General features: G+C 58.0%; 14 protein-coding genes and 1 tRNA gene. 7 read left to right on the top strand and 8 right to left on the bottom strand.

What is annotated here, in order from left to right; genetic code table 11:
* The first annotated feature begins 87 nt into the window (after positions 1-87).
* On the top strand, positions 88-678 hold the full coding sequence (locus AB4072_RS14825) for a CarD family transcriptional regulator (RefSeq protein WP_441969091.1): 591 nt from the start codon (positions 88-90) through the stop codon (positions 676-678).
* On the opposite strand, the gene AB4072_RS14820 is transcribed toward AB4072_RS14825, so the two are convergent.
* Positions 660-941 carry a hypothetical protein gene (locus AB4072_RS14820; protein WP_441969224.1) on the bottom strand — a complete coding sequence of 94 codons (282 nt, stop codon included), beginning with the start codon at positions 939-941 and terminating at the stop codon, positions 660-662. The genes AB4072_RS14825 and AB4072_RS14820 overlap by 19 nt on opposite strands.
* On the opposite strand from AB4072_RS14820, the gene AB4072_RS14815 reads away from it, so the two are divergent.
* Positions 895-1,767: an RNA polymerase factor sigma-32 gene (locus AB4072_RS14815; RefSeq protein ID WP_441969089.1), complete on the top strand. Its 873-nt coding sequence runs from the start codon at positions 895-897 to the stop codon at positions 1,765-1,767. The two genes, AB4072_RS14820 and AB4072_RS14815, sit on opposite strands and share 47 nt — an antisense overlap.
* Before the next feature lie 29 nt (positions 1,768-1,796).
* On the opposite strand, the gene AB4072_RS14810 is transcribed toward AB4072_RS14815, so the two are convergent.
* Both AB4072_RS14810 and AB4072_RS14805 read right to left on the bottom strand, forming a co-directional pair.
* Positions 1,797-3,254, bottom strand: coding sequence for a M48 family metalloprotease (locus AB4072_RS14810; RefSeq protein ID WP_441969088.1), 1,458 nt, complete (start codon positions 3,252-3,254; stop codon positions 1,797-1,799).
* 5 nt (positions 3,255-3,259) lie between these two features.
* Positions 3,260-4,057 carry a thermonuclease family protein gene (locus AB4072_RS14805; protein ID WP_441969086.1) on the bottom strand — a complete coding sequence of 266 codons (798 nt, stop codon included), beginning with the start codon at positions 4,055-4,057 and terminating at the stop codon, positions 3,260-3,262.
* Between the two features lie 123 nt (positions 4,058-4,180).
* Here AB4072_RS14805 and AB4072_RS14800 point away from each other — a divergent pair.
* The 3 genes from AB4072_RS14800 to AB4072_RS14790 all read left to right on the top strand — a co-directional run bounded on the left by AB4072_RS14800 (position 4,181) and on the right by AB4072_RS14790 (position 7,237).
* Positions 4,181-4,257: transfer RNA gene (locus AB4072_RS14800), tRNA-Arg, on the top strand.
* 480 nt (positions 4,258-4,737) lie between these two features.
* Positions 4,738-6,891: a cadherin domain-containing protein gene (locus AB4072_RS14795; RefSeq protein ID WP_441969084.1), complete on the top strand. Its 2,154-nt coding sequence runs from the start codon at positions 4,738-4,740 to the stop codon at positions 6,889-6,891.
* A gap of 136 nt (positions 6,892-7,027) precedes the next feature.
* Positions 7,028-7,237, top strand: coding sequence for a hypothetical protein (locus AB4072_RS14790; RefSeq protein WP_441969082.1), 210 nt, complete (start codon positions 7,028-7,030; stop codon positions 7,235-7,237).
* Between the two features lie 305 nt (positions 7,238-7,542).
* Here AB4072_RS14790 and AB4072_RS14785 read toward each other — a convergent pair whose 3' ends face one another.
* Positions 7,543-7,872 (bottom strand): helix-turn-helix domain-containing protein, encoded by a 330-nt coding sequence (locus AB4072_RS14785; protein WP_441969080.1) that lies wholly within the window; start codon positions 7,870-7,872, stop codon positions 7,543-7,545.
* A gap of 565 nt (positions 7,873-8,437) precedes the next feature.
* On the opposite strand from AB4072_RS14785, the gene AB4072_RS14780 reads away from it, so the two are divergent.
* Both AB4072_RS14780 and AB4072_RS14775 read left to right on the top strand, forming a co-directional pair.
* A complete protein-coding gene (locus AB4072_RS14780) occupies positions 8,438-10,498 on the top strand; it encodes a hypothetical protein (RefSeq protein ID WP_441969079.1) in 2,061 nt (686 codons plus the stop codon).
* Between the two features lie 4 nt (positions 10,499-10,502).
* The gene (locus tag AB4072_RS14775) at positions 10,503-10,739 is read left to right on the top strand and encodes an LLM class flavin-dependent oxidoreductase (protein WP_441969216.1); all 237 of its coding nucleotides are present in this window, start codon (positions 10,503-10,505) and stop codon (positions 10,737-10,739) included.
* A gap of 237 nt (positions 10,740-10,976) precedes the next feature.
* Here the strand turns inward: AB4072_RS14775 and AB4072_RS14770 are convergent, their stop codons facing one another.
* Genes AB4072_RS14770 through AB4072_RS14755 form a run of 4 tightly spaced genes read right to left on the bottom strand, consistent with a single transcriptional unit; the run spans position 10,977 to position 14,879 of the window.
* Positions 10,977-11,348, bottom strand: coding sequence for a hypothetical protein (locus AB4072_RS14770; protein WP_441969077.1), 372 nt, complete (start codon positions 11,346-11,348; stop codon positions 10,977-10,979).
* On the bottom strand, positions 11,345-12,004 hold the full coding sequence (locus AB4072_RS14765; RefSeq protein ID WP_441969075.1) for a class I SAM-dependent methyltransferase: 660 nt from the start codon (positions 12,002-12,004) through the stop codon (positions 11,345-11,347). Before AB4072_RS14765 ends, AB4072_RS14770 begins: the two co-directional genes overlap by 4 nt.
* Entirely contained in the window at positions 12,001-13,158 is a 1,158-nt protein-coding gene (locus AB4072_RS14760; RefSeq protein WP_441969073.1) for a glycosyltransferase, read from the bottom strand. The genes AB4072_RS14765 and AB4072_RS14760 overlap by 4 nt, the downstream gene beginning before the upstream one ends.
* On the bottom strand, positions 13,089-14,879 hold the full coding sequence (locus AB4072_RS14755) for an ArnT family glycosyltransferase (RefSeq protein ID WP_441969071.1): 1,791 nt from the start codon (positions 14,877-14,879) through the stop codon (positions 13,089-13,091). Before AB4072_RS14755 ends, AB4072_RS14760 begins: the two co-directional genes overlap by 70 nt.
* Positions 14,880-14,914: the final 35 nt, after the last annotated feature.

Here is a 14,914-nt window from a genome sequence, read left to right as displayed (position 1 = left end):
GTCAAAATTGTTGTTTCTCGGGACCCTGCCTGTGGAATGAAAGCTCTTTCCGTGAGGACAAGAGCCATGCAAGGAGGCCTCTCTCGCATGACGACCGCCAAGAAGTCCGCCCAGCGCCTGGGTTTCAAGACCGGTGAAGCAGTTGTGTACCCGGCTCACGGTGTTGGCCGCATCACGGCCATTGAAGAGCAGGAGATCGCAGGTTTCAAGCTGGAACTCTTCGTGGTCTCCTTCGACAAGGACAAGATGGTCTTGCGCGTCCCGACCGCGAAAGCCTCCTCTGTCGGCATGCGTAAGCTCGCCGATGCGGCTCTCGCCCAGAAGTCGCTCGACGTTTTGACCGGACGCGCCCGCGTCAAGCGCACCATGTGGTCGCGCCGCGCCCAGGAATACGAGGCCAAGATCAATTCCGGCGACCTCATCGCCGTTGCCGAGGTCGTTCGCGATCTCTACCGCTCCGAGGCGCAGCCCGAGCAATCCTACAGCGAGCGCCAGCTTTACGAATCCGCGCTCGACCGGGTCGTCCGCGAGATCTCGGCCGTCAACAAGATCACCGAGACCGAAGCTCTCAAGCTCATCGAACAGAGCCTGGCCAAGTCGCCGCGCCGCGCCGCCAAGGGCAGCGAGGCCGAGGCGGAAGACGCCGAGGATATTCAGGATCAGGAAGAAGCCGCCTGATAAGCGGTCAACCGTTTTTCTGAAAGCCCGGCTTTGTGCCGGGTTTTCTTTTGCCAAGCTTCCGTCCAAGCTTCCGCTTGGATTTCTTTTTGACGGCCTTTTGCTTGGAAAATCTTGTCTTTTCGAGATGGGATTCTATTTTTCCCTACCTTGACCGTTTTGCACTGAACTTTTTCCCGTCTTGCCCGTTTTCCTCCTGCGCAAGGGAGGACGAGTATGGGAGAAATCTCAGGAGTTCGTCGCAAATTTGTCCGGGCCGCCATGAACGCGCCCTTCCTCGAACGGCAGGAAGAGCACCTTTTGGCGGTGCGTTGGAAAGAGGAGCGCGATGAGGACGCGCTCCACCAGCTGACGTCAGCCCACATGCGGCTGGTCATCGCAGTTGCTGCCCGGTTTCGGCACTATGGCTTGCCGATGGCCGATCTTGTCCAGGAGGGACATGTTGGGCTCCTGGAAGCTGCCGCCAGGTTCGAGCCTGAGCGGGAGGTTCGGTTCTCTACATATGCTACCTGGTGGATTCGGGCTTCGGTTCAAGACTACATCCTGCGGAATTGGTCGATTGTCCGGGGCGGAACGAGTTCTGCCCAAAAAGCGCTCTTCTTCAATCTCCGCCGCCTTCGCGCCCGCCTGACCCGTAACGGGGACGAGCGCATTTCCTCCGAAATTCACAGCAAGATCGCAGAGGCCATCGGGGTTTCTGCCGCCGATGTTGCCATGATGGATGCCCGCCTGTCGGCGCCGGACGCTTCCCTGAATGCGCCCGTGCTCGATGCGGATCCCGGCAATTCGGCGGAGCGGATGGAGTTTCTGGTCGATACCAGCCCTCTCCCGGACGAGAGCGTGGGCGACGTCATCGACGGAGAGCGCCGTGTGAGCTGGCTGAGGCAAGCCTTAAAGGTCCTGAACGAGCGTGAGCTGCGTATTCTTCAGGCCCGCAGACTCGACGAGGAGCAGGTGACCCTGGAATTTCTCGGTGACCGGCTCGGAATCTCGAAGGAACGTGTCCGCCAGATCGAGAACCGCGCGCTCGAAAAACTAAAGCGTGCTCTCATCGAGAAATACCCGCTGGCGCACGGCGCTTTCGTGTGAGGATCCAGCGGATCTGGGCCAGCTCGAGTTCAATCGCCGACGATCTTGTAGCTCTCGCCGGCTTTTAACGGACCGCTGCGATCTAGCCCGTTGAGCAAAATGAAGCGCTCGAGTGGGCGCTCGCTCGCAGGCATTCGCGCGGCCAATGTTTCGCTCGTCTCGCCGTTCTGCGCCGTCACGATCTTGAGGTGGAGGGGTTGCACGCTGCGCGCCTCGTCGGGCTGCACATGGCGCACGCTCGCGAGCATCTGTCGGAACATCCCATCCAGATCCCCGGATCCGACTTTTGCCGCCACGATCAGGCGATAGGTCGTCGTGCCGATCCTGACGGCGGACAGCCGGAAATGCCATTCCTTGCCGCGCGAGAGGGCCGTCGCAACCGGGAGCCCGTTGATGGTCGATGTCTCCATGCTGCCCGGCTCGATGGTGTCTTTCCAGGTGGAGCGCAGGACTTCTTCGAGACTCTGACCGTTCGGTGTCTCGGCGGCATCGAACAAAAGTCGGCGGCCCCCATCCGCCGAGGCGCCCAGCACAGCCTGCGACGTATTTTCCAGAGTGAACCCGACAGGAGCCACGAAGGCGACGCCAAGGCGGGCGTGGATGAAAGTTCGCCCGCGCACGACGCCATCGACCGGATCGTCGCCATAAGCGAGCCCGTCGATGGTTGCCAGATAGCGCGCCCTATCAGCTTCGCCGATGCCGGGTGCGTTGGCACGCCGCGCGGCCTGGACAGCCTGCGAAATTCGCTCCGAAGTCGCCGGGTGGCTCGAGCCGATATCCCCGCCGCTGGTGCGGCCCGTATCCGAGCTGTTGGCCGAACGGCCAAGGGCGGTGAGCAAGCGTGGTGCGCCGAAGGGATCGAACCCGGCGCGGGCGAGAACCTTCACGCCGGCCTGATCGGCCTCCAATTCCTGCGAACGTGAGAAGCTCGCGAGCGTCATGCGCGACTGGTCACGCACAACTGCAGCCTCGGCCGCGTTGTTCAGAACATTCTCGGTCACCCGGGTGATCAGGCTGGAACGCGCCTGCAATTCGTTCCGCTGCGAAGCATGTCTCAGGGTCACGTGAGCGATTTCATGCGAAAGCACCGCAGCGATCTCGGATGTATCGTTGGCGAGCGCCAGAAGGCCCCTCGTGACATAGATCCGACCGCTGGGTAGCGCAAAGGCATTGACGACAGGGGAATTGAGGATCGTGACCTGGAAAGTCTCGCTCGGCCTGTCCGAGGCCTGCACCAGGCGTGTGATGATGTCGTTGAGAAGCTGGTGCGCGCTCGGAGCGCGGACCTCACCGCCGAAAGCTGCAACGAGCTTGGCGTGATCCCGGTCGCTTTGGCTCTCCGCGACGGTGCGTGGTGCGGTCGGAGGCAAAGGGATGCCTGAGCCGCTGCCCGATGTCGAGCAGCCGGCGAGTCCCATGGCGATCAGCAGAATGCTGAAAGCCAGGCCTGTCTTAAAGCCAGTATTGATGCGACGCGTTCCGTTCATACTGTTCAGTATCGTGAGCCTTCATCCGCGATGCGCTCGATCATGTCAGGGACAGTGATCGTGAGTGCCGTGCCTTGCCAATTCTCCAGGATGCCTCTTGCCCGAATCCGGGCTCCCCGCAACGCTTTCGCCGTCAAACCGCGTTCAGCCATGAGAGTCCAGACTTTCTTCGGAATGACGATGGTAAAATCCTCGGCCCAGTTCCCCCCGAAATTGAGATAGGTTTGCTGCTGACGTTCACCGGCATTTCGAACGCGCCCTTCAACGAGGACGAAAGTGTCGATTTTCTCCCGTAGACGCTCGGCTGCGAGGGCGTCGACCGGCTTATAGCGGTCTCCTGCCCAGAGACCAAGGCCGCGCTCCCGCGCGGTTTGCTCCATCCCGAAGAGGGCCTGCTGGCAAAAGACCGGCGTGCTGCCGGGATCGACGAGGGCTAATCCCGCCATTACGAGTCCTTCCGAGAGATCGAGAGTTGTAGAGCCATCCGCAAGCGCAACGCGTGCCGGAAACCGGTTCCACCGGTCACGCTCGCCCATGATTTGCACGGTCAGCGGCTGGCCGATCCGCGCTCGAAGCCCCGAAAACGCGTCTAACCGCGCCGGATTGTCATCGGGGAACCTAATTCCGGACAGATACACCAGGGATCCGGAGGCCAGTTGAAGATCGCCCTGCGGGGTGAGTCCCGTGATCTGATCCCGCGACATTGTTCCCCGACACTCACGCCGCGCAGCCGCAAGTTCTTGCGCCACAAGCGGATTGAGGCTCGCGACGAGCACAAAACCGAGAAAAAACCTGAGCATCATTGCCGGTCAGGCTACCCGAAGTGGCAGGACCGACACAACCGATGCCGCTGACCCTTCACCACAGGCGCGGCGGCTTCCCCCATTTACCGGAACCACATTTCTGGTTACTCATCCGGCTCAAGCGGTCCCGTAGCTCAGCAGGACAGAGCAGCGGTTTCCTAAACCGAAGGTCGGAAGTTCGAGTCTTCCCGGGATCGCCAAGGGTTTTGAGGCTACGCAAGGGGTAGCGGCGAGGCGCGGTTGCCGGGCGGTTACAGGTTCGGGGTGGGCGCGAAAAAGTCTGCGGATCCCGTCACGGACAGCTCAACAGATCAATCCGAGAGAGGATGCCATGCCATACGCAACCCTAGGCATATGGATTTATCCATCCAATCGCGACTGCGCTGATGGGTTAGTCGCTCTGAATGCGCTTGGGTGAGGCTAAGGTCGACTACCCTGCTATCCTCGACAAAATCTTGATCGTTCACGCGGAGCGATGCCGTCAGCCGGGATCGGTGGCAATTGACTTTTGTGCCTTGGGCATAAGCGATCTGCCCACCATTCCAGTTTCACCGCATTAGAACTGCACCTCCGGCAGGAAATAATCGGGACGAATGGGTGGGGTGCGCCGCCGCACCTGCGCTGATCCGGCCGCAAGAACCTAGCTATTCAACGAGAGACGCCGTAGCGGAAGGCGTGGCATGCGGCCCTCCTACACTTGGGAGCGCTATATGACCGTCATCACCACATCTGTCGTCAAAACTGGCGTCGAAAATGCCGTCACATTAAATTACGGCGGATTTGCTTTTATCGGTTCGGGCATAACAGTCGCGACTGAAGGGGGGGTCGGAGTTTTTAGCGCTGCCGGCGGCGTAGAACTGCACTCATATGGCAACATCATTGGCGGCGGCGGGATTACACTAGAAAAGGGCGGAAACTCAATCCGCCTTGGTGAGACCAGTGTCCTTCATGCGTTTGGCGATGCCATTGCTATGGGTGGGCCAACGACTCCTGACAACTCTGTGATCAACTACGGCATTATCGAAGCCGGCTCCACCGCGATTCATCTGTATGGGCCTGGGAATACCATTACGAATTATGGGCGGATTATAGGGGAACGTGGAATTCATATCCGGAGCGAGGGGGCTTTCGATCGCCCCAACAAATTTTGGAACCGGGGGACACTCGAAGTCTATGACGCTAGCTCGCCCAATTCAGATGCGTATTTGGGCTCGCAAGCAGATGACACAGTGATTAACGACGGCGTCATACGCGGGCGCGTGGCGATGGCGGGCGGGCAAAATTTTTATGATGGTCGCAATGGAAGCGTGGAAGGTTTGATCACCTGCAGTGGCAATGACACGATTTATGGTGGGGCACAGTCGGAGACCGTCAACGTCTCTTACGGCACCAGCTACGTGAACGGGAATGGCGGACAGGATACCATCCAGCTTGGCTTCGAATGGTGGGGCAACCAGAATACGACAACGTTAGATCTCAGGATCACAACAAGCCAAAATACGGCCTATGGAAAAAGCACGATACTAAATTTTGAGAATATTCAGTCGTTCGGATCTGATGACAAACTCACCGGCAACGAAACGTCGAATATGATCTCGTCTGGCGCCGGCGCCGACACGCTGGATGGCTGGTTCGGCGACGACACGCTGGATGGCGGCGACGGCATCGATACTGCCCTGTTCGCCGGTGACGTCGGCGCTCGCGTCGATCTGACAAAGCAGGGCGAGCGGCAGGATACAGGCTACGGTCGCGATGTGCTCATCGGGATCGAGAACTTAGAGGGCGGCTCCGGTGCGGATTGGTTCCGTGGCGACGGCGGCGCCAATCGGCTCACTGGGAATGGCGGCAACGACACCCTCGTCGGCGGCGCGGGTGATGACACGCTGGACGGCGGGACAGGCGTCAACACCGCCGTGTTTTCAGGATCCGCGAGCCAATCGACCGTGACCGACAACGGCGACGGCACTTGGACTGTGACCGGTCCCGATGGCACCGATCTGCTGCGCGACGTGCGCCTGGTGCAGTTCTCGGACAAGACGGCGGCTTTGTGGAACACAGCACCCACAGCGTTAGGTTTGTCCACGACCGTCGTGGCCGAGGATGCGCTCACCGGCATCGTGGCGAGTTTATCGGCGACCGATGCCGATGGCGATGCGCTGACTTACAGCCTGACATCCACCGACGGTCCGTTCCGCATCGACGGCAACAACCTCATCCTCACCGGCGCGCTCGACTTCGAGACCAAGGCCAGCCACAGCCTGACGGTCGTGGCCAAGGATGCCTATGGCGGTCAGACCAGCCGGTCCTTCACGATCCAGGTCGCAGACGTGGTCGAGCTGACCCCGTTCATCCTCACCGGCACGGGTGGTGACGACCGGCTCGAGGGCGAGGCCGGCAATGACGTGCTCAGGGGCCTTGGCGGCAATGATGTGCTCCTGGGGGAAGCCGGCAACGACCGGCTGTCCGGCGGCGCAGGCCGGGATGTGCTCACGGGCGGATCGGGCCAGGACGTGTTCGTGTTCGACACCAAGCTCTCGAAGTCGTCGCGTGTGAACAAGACCAACCAGGACACGATCACCGACTTCAATGTCCAGGACGACACGATCCATCTCGCCAAGAGCGTGTTCACCAAGCTGTCGAAGAAGGGCGTTCTCAAGGCGGGCGAGTTCTATATCGGCACCAAGGCGCATGATCAGGATGACCGGATCATCTACGACAAGAAGAAGGGTGCGTTGTACTACGATGCCGACGGCACCGGATCACAGGCTCAGATCCAGATCGCCACGCTGACCAAAAACCTCAAGATGACCTACAAGGACTTCTTCGTTGTCTAAGTCTTCATCTCTCATCGGCGTCGTTGCGATTATGTCATGTCTGAGCGCCTGCATGGCACCCGGTGCTGGCGGAGGCATCACAGGCACTGATCCGCTCGGTCCCTTGGCAGCTGGGCCGGTATCAACGGCTCTAGGTGTGGCTGCGGCCACCGGTGCAGATCCGACGGGTCTTAGCGGTATGGCTGCTGGCTATGCGTACCAAGCTGAAGTCAACGCCAACTTAAAAGCTTGGCAGGCGCAAAATCCGGCGCCCAATCCTGATGCCGAACTCGCCAAAGTGGAAGCGATCCGACAGAAGGCGATTGCGGATGGGGTGCTTAACCCCGACGGGACTTCAAAGCGATAAGGAGAGAAGGCTGAGAGTGCACGATCTGTGAGGCCCTGCCGGGTTCCTCTGGCAGGGGCTCGATCAACCGCCTCTCAGTGACACCCCTGAGCAGCTCCGATCGATCCCTTGAGGTTCCGGTAACTTCGCCAAAGACGCATTGAGCTTACAGCCGTTGCTGTGCGGTATTGAAGCCAAGAAATTTGGCTCGAACGTGATTCGAAGGACGCTTCGTGCCTTCCGGGCGAAATCTACATTCCAGTCGCCTCTTTAGCCAGATTTGCGAACGATTGAATCGGGCATTTTCGGGCAAGTCCTAAACCACATCAGCCCTTGCTGCCCTCCGCTTCTCGCATCAGCCCATAAGGGTCCGCTCCGATCGATCGGCTGATCTCCAGGTACTCCGCCGCGTCGAGGCGACGCTCACCCAGTTCGTACTTTGACACGAAAGTCTGCCGCTGCCCGATGCGCCGGGCCACTTCGGTTTGGGTCAAGCCAGCCTCTTTCCGCGCCTGGATGAGCAGGGCGATGAGCCGGCGGTAGAGGTCGGAGTGGATCGAGGTCAAAGCCGAAGTGCCAGTTTGGAAACCAGCACTCCAGAGAAACCCGATTTTTGAGTACCCCAAAATCGGGTAATCAGCGACGCTTGCCGCCACGATCACTCTGATTCGGGGCGGCCATGAAGGAACAATACGTCGGGGACATCAACGGTTCTGATATCGCTAGCCGAACCTTCTCAACGCTCAATCTGGCGGCGGGAGATTGGGACTGGAAGATTGAGGAATTCAAAGGGGAAACCAACAGATTACTTGATTACTCGCAAGAAAGACGGAACAAGCTACTACACTGCGTTCGATCCTCTGGCTCAGAGTGACATCGAATGGTACTCTGTCGTGAAAGACAGGGACCAGCGTCATTCATCCGCCAAAACGCACTATGACAACGGCGATGACAAGACCGAAACATGGACCTTGTCTGGGGGCGCTTGGCTTCACGAAACGCGTATAGTCAGTGCTGGCATCTCCGGCAGGAGATAATCGGGAACGAACGGGCAGGGTGCGCCGCCACACCTGCGTTGATCTGACCTCCAAAAACCTGGTTGTTCATCTAGAGGCGACGCAGCGGAATGCGTGGCAAGAAACCTGAGAAGTCAGCTCCTACTCAGGTTTTCCCGTGACAACATATATCACCAGCTCAATGTATGTAACTTCAGGCAATGCAGTGAATCTGCAACCTGATGCCTATGTCGTAGCTCAGAACGTGACTGTCACATCGACATCTCAAGTGGCGATGTTTGGCGAGCAAGGCGGAGCGGAAATCTTCGTGTATGGATCTCTCTTCGGGCGGCACGGTGCCATCGATCTGTTGAAGGGAGACAATCGAGTCACGGTAGCATCCAGCGGTGTCCTCCATAGTGACGCGTATGGCGTCGCGATTGGAGATGCAGCAACCGCGCTCAACAATCGTCTGGAAAACAAGGGCTCCATTTATGGTGGCTTTTCCGGAGTCTTCATAGCTGGCAGTGACTGGTCCGTCCACAATTCGGGTCTTATTCAAGGTGGAAACGAGAGCGGAATTCGCTCGTTTGGCAGAGGGACAATCGTCAATGATGGCGTGATACAAGCGCCCTTTCAGGATGGCAGATACCAAGTCGCAATCTACAGCGGCTCCGGCGGCAGCATTATAAACAACGGCTTGATCAAAGGAGATGTGAAATTTAACGGCTCTGAGAATCTATACGATGGCCGTCTCGGAGCCATTTCAGGAAAGATTATTGGTTCGGTTTTCAATGATACTCTCCTGGGAGGAGCGGGCAACGAAACCTTCTATAGCGGAATAGGCAACAACATTATCGATGGTGGAGATGGCATCGATACTCTTGAATATTCACTGCAAAGCGATGACTACGCACGGGTTGATCTTCGCATAATTGGAAGTCAGGTTACGGGCGCAAGATCAACCGATACGATCTCAAACATTGAGAATTTGGTCGGTAGCGCCGAGTCCGATTTTTTTGTCGGCAATGACACATCTAATGTTCTGTCTTCCGGTGCCGGCGATGACACGCTGGATGGCTGGTTTGGTGACGACACGCTAAATGGCGGCGACGGCATTGATACGGCGTTGTTCTCCAGCTCTATCGGAGCTCGCGTCGATCTGACAAAGCAAGGCGAGGGGCAGAACACCGGCTACGGTTTCGATACTCTCATCAGCATTGAGAACTTAGAGGGCGGCTCCGGCGCGGACTGGTTCCGTGGCGACGGCGGCGACAACGTGCTCACAGGGAATGATGGAAACGACACCCTCATCGGCGGTGAGGGCAACGACACGCTCGACGGTGGTGCCGGCAGCAACACCGCCGTGTTCTCCGGCACGTCCGCTCAGTCGCAGATCACCAACAACGGTGACGGGACGTTTACTGTCACAGGTCCCGACGGCACCGACCTGGTGCGGGATGTCCGCCTGCTGCAGTTCTCGGACAAGACAGTGGCCTTGTGGAATGCCGCTCCCACATCCCTTGGCCTGTCCACGACCGTCGTGGCCGAGGATGCGCTCACCGGCATCGTGGCGAGTCTATCCGCGACCGATGCCGATGGGGATGCGCTCACCTACACCCTGGCCTCAACTGACGGTCCGTTCCGCCTCGACGGCAACAACCTCATCCTCACCGGCGCCCTCGACTTCGAGACCAGGGCCAGCCACAGCCTGACGGTCGTGGCCAAGGATGCCTATGGCGGTCAGACCAGCCGGTCCTTCACCATCCAGGTTGCAGACGTGGTCGAGACGACCCCTTTCATCCTCACCGGCACGGGCGGTGATGACCGGCTCGAGGGCGAGGCTGGCAACGACGTGCTCACAGGTCTTGGCGGCAACGATGTGCTCTTGGGCGAAGCCGGCAACGACCGGCTGTCCGGCGGCGCAGGCCGGGATGTGCTCACGGGCGGATCGGGCCAGGACGTGTTCGTGTTCGACACCAAGCTCTCGAAGTCGGCGAGCGCGAACAGAGCCAACCAGGACACGATCACCGACTTCAACGTCAATGACGACACGATCTATCTCGCGAAGAGCGTGTTCACCAAGCTGTCGAAGAAGGAGGTGCTCAAGGCGGGCGAGTTTTATGTCGGCACCAAGGCGCATGATCAGGATGACCGGATCATCTACGACAAGAAGAAGGGTGCGTTGTACTACGATGCCGACGGCACCGGATCACAGGCTCAGATCCAGATCGCCACGCTCACCAAAGACCTCAAGATGACCTACAAGGATTTCTTCGTGATCTGACAGACTGGCCAAGGCTCATGACGCCGGCCCTCTCCAGCTTGCTGCGATCGTCGCGCAGAAGACCAAACGCCTCAAGATCGGCCTCGCCATCATGGTGTTACCGTTCCACCATCCGCTGCGACTGGCCGCTTGGAAGCGGGTGTCGGCCGCGGCGCTTCTCCGTATCGGGCTGAGCGCTATTAAAGAAACATGCCGGACGATGCGAGCCGCCGTTTCTTTGAAGAGCATCTCAAGATCATGATGACCCATTGGCGGGATCCTGAGGTGGACCACGCTCATGGCGGCGAATTTTTCAAGTATCCCGATGCGACGGTCCCGCGAGATCGGAGCCGACGATATTTGCGGCCTGGTTGCCACAATGGCGGCGCTAAACGCAAAATCACGCGATCCTACGAAGACCCGGCAGCAGCCCGTGAGACGCCAAGATCAGCACGGCGATCAGGATCTTCATCACCAACGTCGCCTGGCTCGACCCACCTTAAATATTCACCAGTGAGACACCGAGCACGATGAAAATAGTGCCGGCAATTTGCAGCGCGGAGATTGGCTCGCGCAGCCAAAGTGCTGCCAGAACAGGCACGATGGCAAAGGTCAGTCCGAGAATCGGGTATGCCGTGGAGAGCGGCAACTTGGCGAGGATGTAGATCCACATCAATGCGGTGAGGCCATAAAGGCAGAGCGCAAAGAAGACCGCCGGTGTCAGGATGACGCGAATGATCGCGACGAAATCGGTGGCACTGAGGGCCTGTCCTTGGGTTGCCCCCACAATCCCCGACTTCAGCAATACCTGAGCGATTGACGCCATAATGACGACGACGACGGCGAGGAAAGTTGCTTGAAGCGATGTCATGCGCTGGCTCCCTTCGCGCGATTTCTTGCCACCAGCATCATCTGCTTGCCAAGAGGCCGGATCGGGCTTGCGAGATAGGCCCTGATCAGAAGGGGGTGAACCGGAAGGCCCGATTTCACCGTGAGCGGAAGAAACCGCGGCACTACTTTCTCGATTTCCAACCCTTCGGCCTGGAAAAAATCACCAAGGGAAACATCGCTCCAAACCGCGATATGCGTATAGTCATCGAAATATTCGCGATAGGCGAACTTATAGTTAGGCTGAACGGCAATCAGGCGCCCACCGGGTTTCAGCTTCAGTTTCGCGGATGCAACGCATGCCCGCAGCGCATCTTGCGTCACGTGTTCGAACAAGTTGCTCGCAAAGATCACATCCAGGCTTCCATCAGGAACCTCGCTCATACGCGAAAGATCGCCGACAATGGTCCGTACGCCCGGCGCAGCGAAGTCGACCATCCCTGGCCATAGGTCGAGCGCGTATTTTTCGGAGGCCTCGATGCTGTTGATGAAGTCGCAATAGCCCGCGCCAAGCTCGAGAATGGCTCCATCGCGAGGGACGTAAGCCTGGAAGACATGACGGGTCAGTGTATCCCACAGCACGGAACGGCGATTGTCGTGCGAAAACCGAGTCGCATGGTAGTTGGCATAACTCGTCACTTAATTCGCTTCCATCCGAGCACGATTCCGAAAATCATTCTCAGTCCGACCCGGACCGCGACTTTGTTCGAAATATTGCCGCCTTTGCTCACGCCGACGCGGGGGTGGAACGTGATGGGGCATTCGACGACGCTCAGCCCCTGGCGGATCGCCTGTTCGAGAAGATGAGGATTGAACTCGAGATTCACGTCGGTATCGAGATGTGGCATCAGTCGGGTCAGCGCATCTTTGCGACAAAGCTTATAGGTCGTGCCCACATCCGACAGCGTCGCCTCTCCGAGATATTTCATCTCCAGCAACTTGCCGACCGCCAGGTTGCCGTAGTGGATGAACGTGGAGATCTGCGTCGAAGCCTCTTGCAGTTGTTCGACGATGCGCGTTCCGTTCACGATATCGGCGTGCGGCGCGTAGGCGAGGAACTTGGGAATATCGCTCGCGCGGAATGTCATATCTCCTTCGCACAGAAGAACGAGTTCAGTGTCCTCAAACCGGCAACCTTCCATCAATGCCCGGTAAACGCAGGCGCCATAACCCTGTTTGGTTTCGTCAAAGACGATTGCCCCGGCGCGGGAGGCTTCATCCATCGTTCGGTCGGAGCTGTTGTTGCTGATGACGACAACGCGCTTCACATAGGGTGACGCCGCGAAGTCCTTGACGGCGTGATAGATGCTGAGTTCGTCGTTGTAGGCTGTCAGGACGACAGTAACGTCGGTACTGGCGATCTCGTCGAACCGGACTTTCTTGGCGGTACGCTTGATCCGCACCGTGAACAAGATGTCATAAGCAATGCTCAGAATTCCGGCGACAACCGGAAGCGCGCTGTACCAAACGATAAACTCGTTGAACCGCAGCAGCCATCCGGGATCCCCCACGGCGATACGGAGGACACCCAGTAGCGCGCCGAGCACGAAGGCCGTGACGCCGAGAGAAATCAACAACGTTCCGAACAAAGCAAAATAGGTGGCTCGCCGACCTTGCTTAAATGCCGATACGGGGCCCTGGGCCGGAGACGGCGTCTCGCGGTTTGCCGTCACGACCGGCTTTTCCCTGCCCAGAGAGTCTGCATCTTGGATGCGTGACTCCATTACATCGATCCTCTCATATAAATTTTGTAGTGACCTATTTTCTTCAGCGTTGTATCCTTCGAAACCCAAGCTTCAAGAGCTGGATTGAAGATCAGCTGATCCTGGCCACGACCTTCGGTGAATATAAATACGCGAATTTTAAGGTTTTCGACAACCTGATCGAGCCTTTGCATCTGACTTGGGTCGTAAATCCATTCATAATTCTCAAGATAGCGGCGTCCGGTAGCAAAGCCGACGTCCTTCATCGACATGATCACTTCGTCGGGACGCGTATTCTGCTCGACCCAGTTACGAACTTCGTTGAAGCCGATCTGGCCATAATCATATTGCGTCGCGTGATCGGCGCGCACCTGATACACGGCGATACCGACCCCTTGCGCGATGACGGCAATAATGGCTAGCCACGCGAATTGGCCGAGGATGCCTCGTACAAAGCCTTTCTGCAAGGAAAGGGAAGCCAAGATCGAGCCGACGGCAGCAATGCCGAAGGGCAACAGCAATCCAATCCAGATGAAACGCAATTCGCCCAGGAGCGCGGCATCACGAATCCAGGATAATCCCAGGCTGAAGGCAAGAACCGCAGAAATGGCGCCGATGATTAGGTGACGAGGGGACTGGCTGCGGAAGGATTTTAGAAGAGGTTGAATGAGAGCTGCGCTTGCAAGCGCCAGGAGCGGCAAGGCGGGTGCGATGTATTTGAAAGGCCCGCCACCATATGGACCCGTGATCAGATTGTAGATCGCAATGATAGCGAATCCCAGCAGCAAAACGCTCAGGGCAGCGATCGAACGGGGACGTTCCGCGGGTTTTCCGCGATAAACCTGCCAGAGCAAAACGCTCGCCATAGCAAGTGCGCAGGCGAAAATCGGATACAGACTCCAGCGGCCCTGGTCGATCAGGTTGCCTCTGAATCGATCTGCATAAATGGCCAATTTTTTCGAGAAGCTGGTATTGGGCGCTGACTTCGAGGAGACCGTGTCGAGCAGGAAACTAAATGTATAATTGATGTCGAGCCCCGTCGCCCAGCCATAGACGCGGTAAGTGGCGAGAAACAGGCCGAATGCAGCAATCGTGAGCGCCGCGCCGAGCAGAAACGATTTGATGAGGCCGAACCGGATGCTCAAGATCGCGACGACGATCGCAGGCAGAATGAGAGTGGTCGTCAGCTTCGACCAGAAACACAGTGTCAGTGCCAGAGCAATCAGCAGGAACTCGACGGGCGCAACGGGCGTCGAACGCAGCTCGCCTTCCTTGAACACGATCCGCACGAGCGCCCAGATCACAACCATCATCAAGGGCACGTAGATCGATGTGTCGATGTCGACGATCGAAAATGCCTGCAAAGCAAAAGGATTGAGCAGATAAATAACGAAGAACACCGGAGCGATCTTCCAGGCTTTGGCCGAACCGAACATGGCCCGAACGACCTGCAGCAGAATTAAACCACCTCCGATGGCACAAACGACGTCGAACATTCGCGCGGAAACGGGGCCGGGGCCGAAGATCTTGAACCATCCAGCCAAGGCGTAAATGTACAGCGGTGGATGATAGAGGCCGCTGTGATTCTGGTGTTCTTCCCCGCGGTAGTATATCGGGACCCCGCTTTTTGCAGTTGCCGCTGCGACTGCAGGAAAATCCATGTTGTCGAGTTGGAGTGGCGCCGCAGCCTGAAATAGAGCCAGCAACACAAAGCCTAAAACAGCTGTAAGTAGAACCGCTGTCTGTATTGGGTTATGTCTCGCGAAAGTCTGCCAGCTATTGTCAACCATTACGGAAAAATGTTTCGACATCGAGATTGCCACGGGATTTGACAGAACAACGGAGC

It is taken from the genome of Microvirga sp. 2MCAF38, from assembly GCF_052115485.1.
Lineage (GTDB): Bacteria > Pseudomonadota > Alphaproteobacteria > Rhizobiales > Beijerinckiaceae > Microvirga.
This window is presented reverse-complemented; position numbering and strand designations above follow the sequence as displayed.

Coding starts and splice junctions, on each gene's coding strand:
- AB4072_RS14820 (WP_441969224.1), bottom strand. CDS start 941: ATGGCGGCCCGGACAAATTTGCGACGAACTCCTGAGATTTCTCCCATA.
- AB4072_RS14815 (WP_441969089.1), top strand. CDS start 895: ATGGGAGAAATCTCAGGAGTTCGTCGCAAATTTGTCCGGGCCGCCATG.
- AB4072_RS14810 (WP_441969088.1), bottom strand. CDS start 3,254: ATGAACGGAACGCGTCGCATCAATACTGGCTTTAAGACAGGCCTGGCT.
- AB4072_RS14755 (WP_441969071.1), bottom strand. CDS start 14,879: ATGTCGAAACATTTTTCCGTAATGGTTGACAATAGCTGGCAGACTTTC.
- AB4072_RS14770 (WP_441969077.1), bottom strand. CDS start 11,348: ATGACATCGCTTCAAGCAACTTTCCTCGCCGTCGTCGTCGTCATTATG.
- AB4072_RS14805 (WP_441969086.1), bottom strand. CDS start 4,057: ATGATGCTCAGGTTTTTTCTCGGTTTTGTGCTCGTCGCGAGCCTCAAT.
- AB4072_RS14795 (WP_441969084.1), top strand. CDS start 4,738: ATGCGGCCCTCCTACACTTGGGAGCGCTATATGACCGTCATCACCACA.
- AB4072_RS14825 (WP_441969091.1), top strand. CDS start 88: ATGACGACCGCCAAGAAGTCCGCCCAGCGCCTGGGTTTCAAGACCGGT.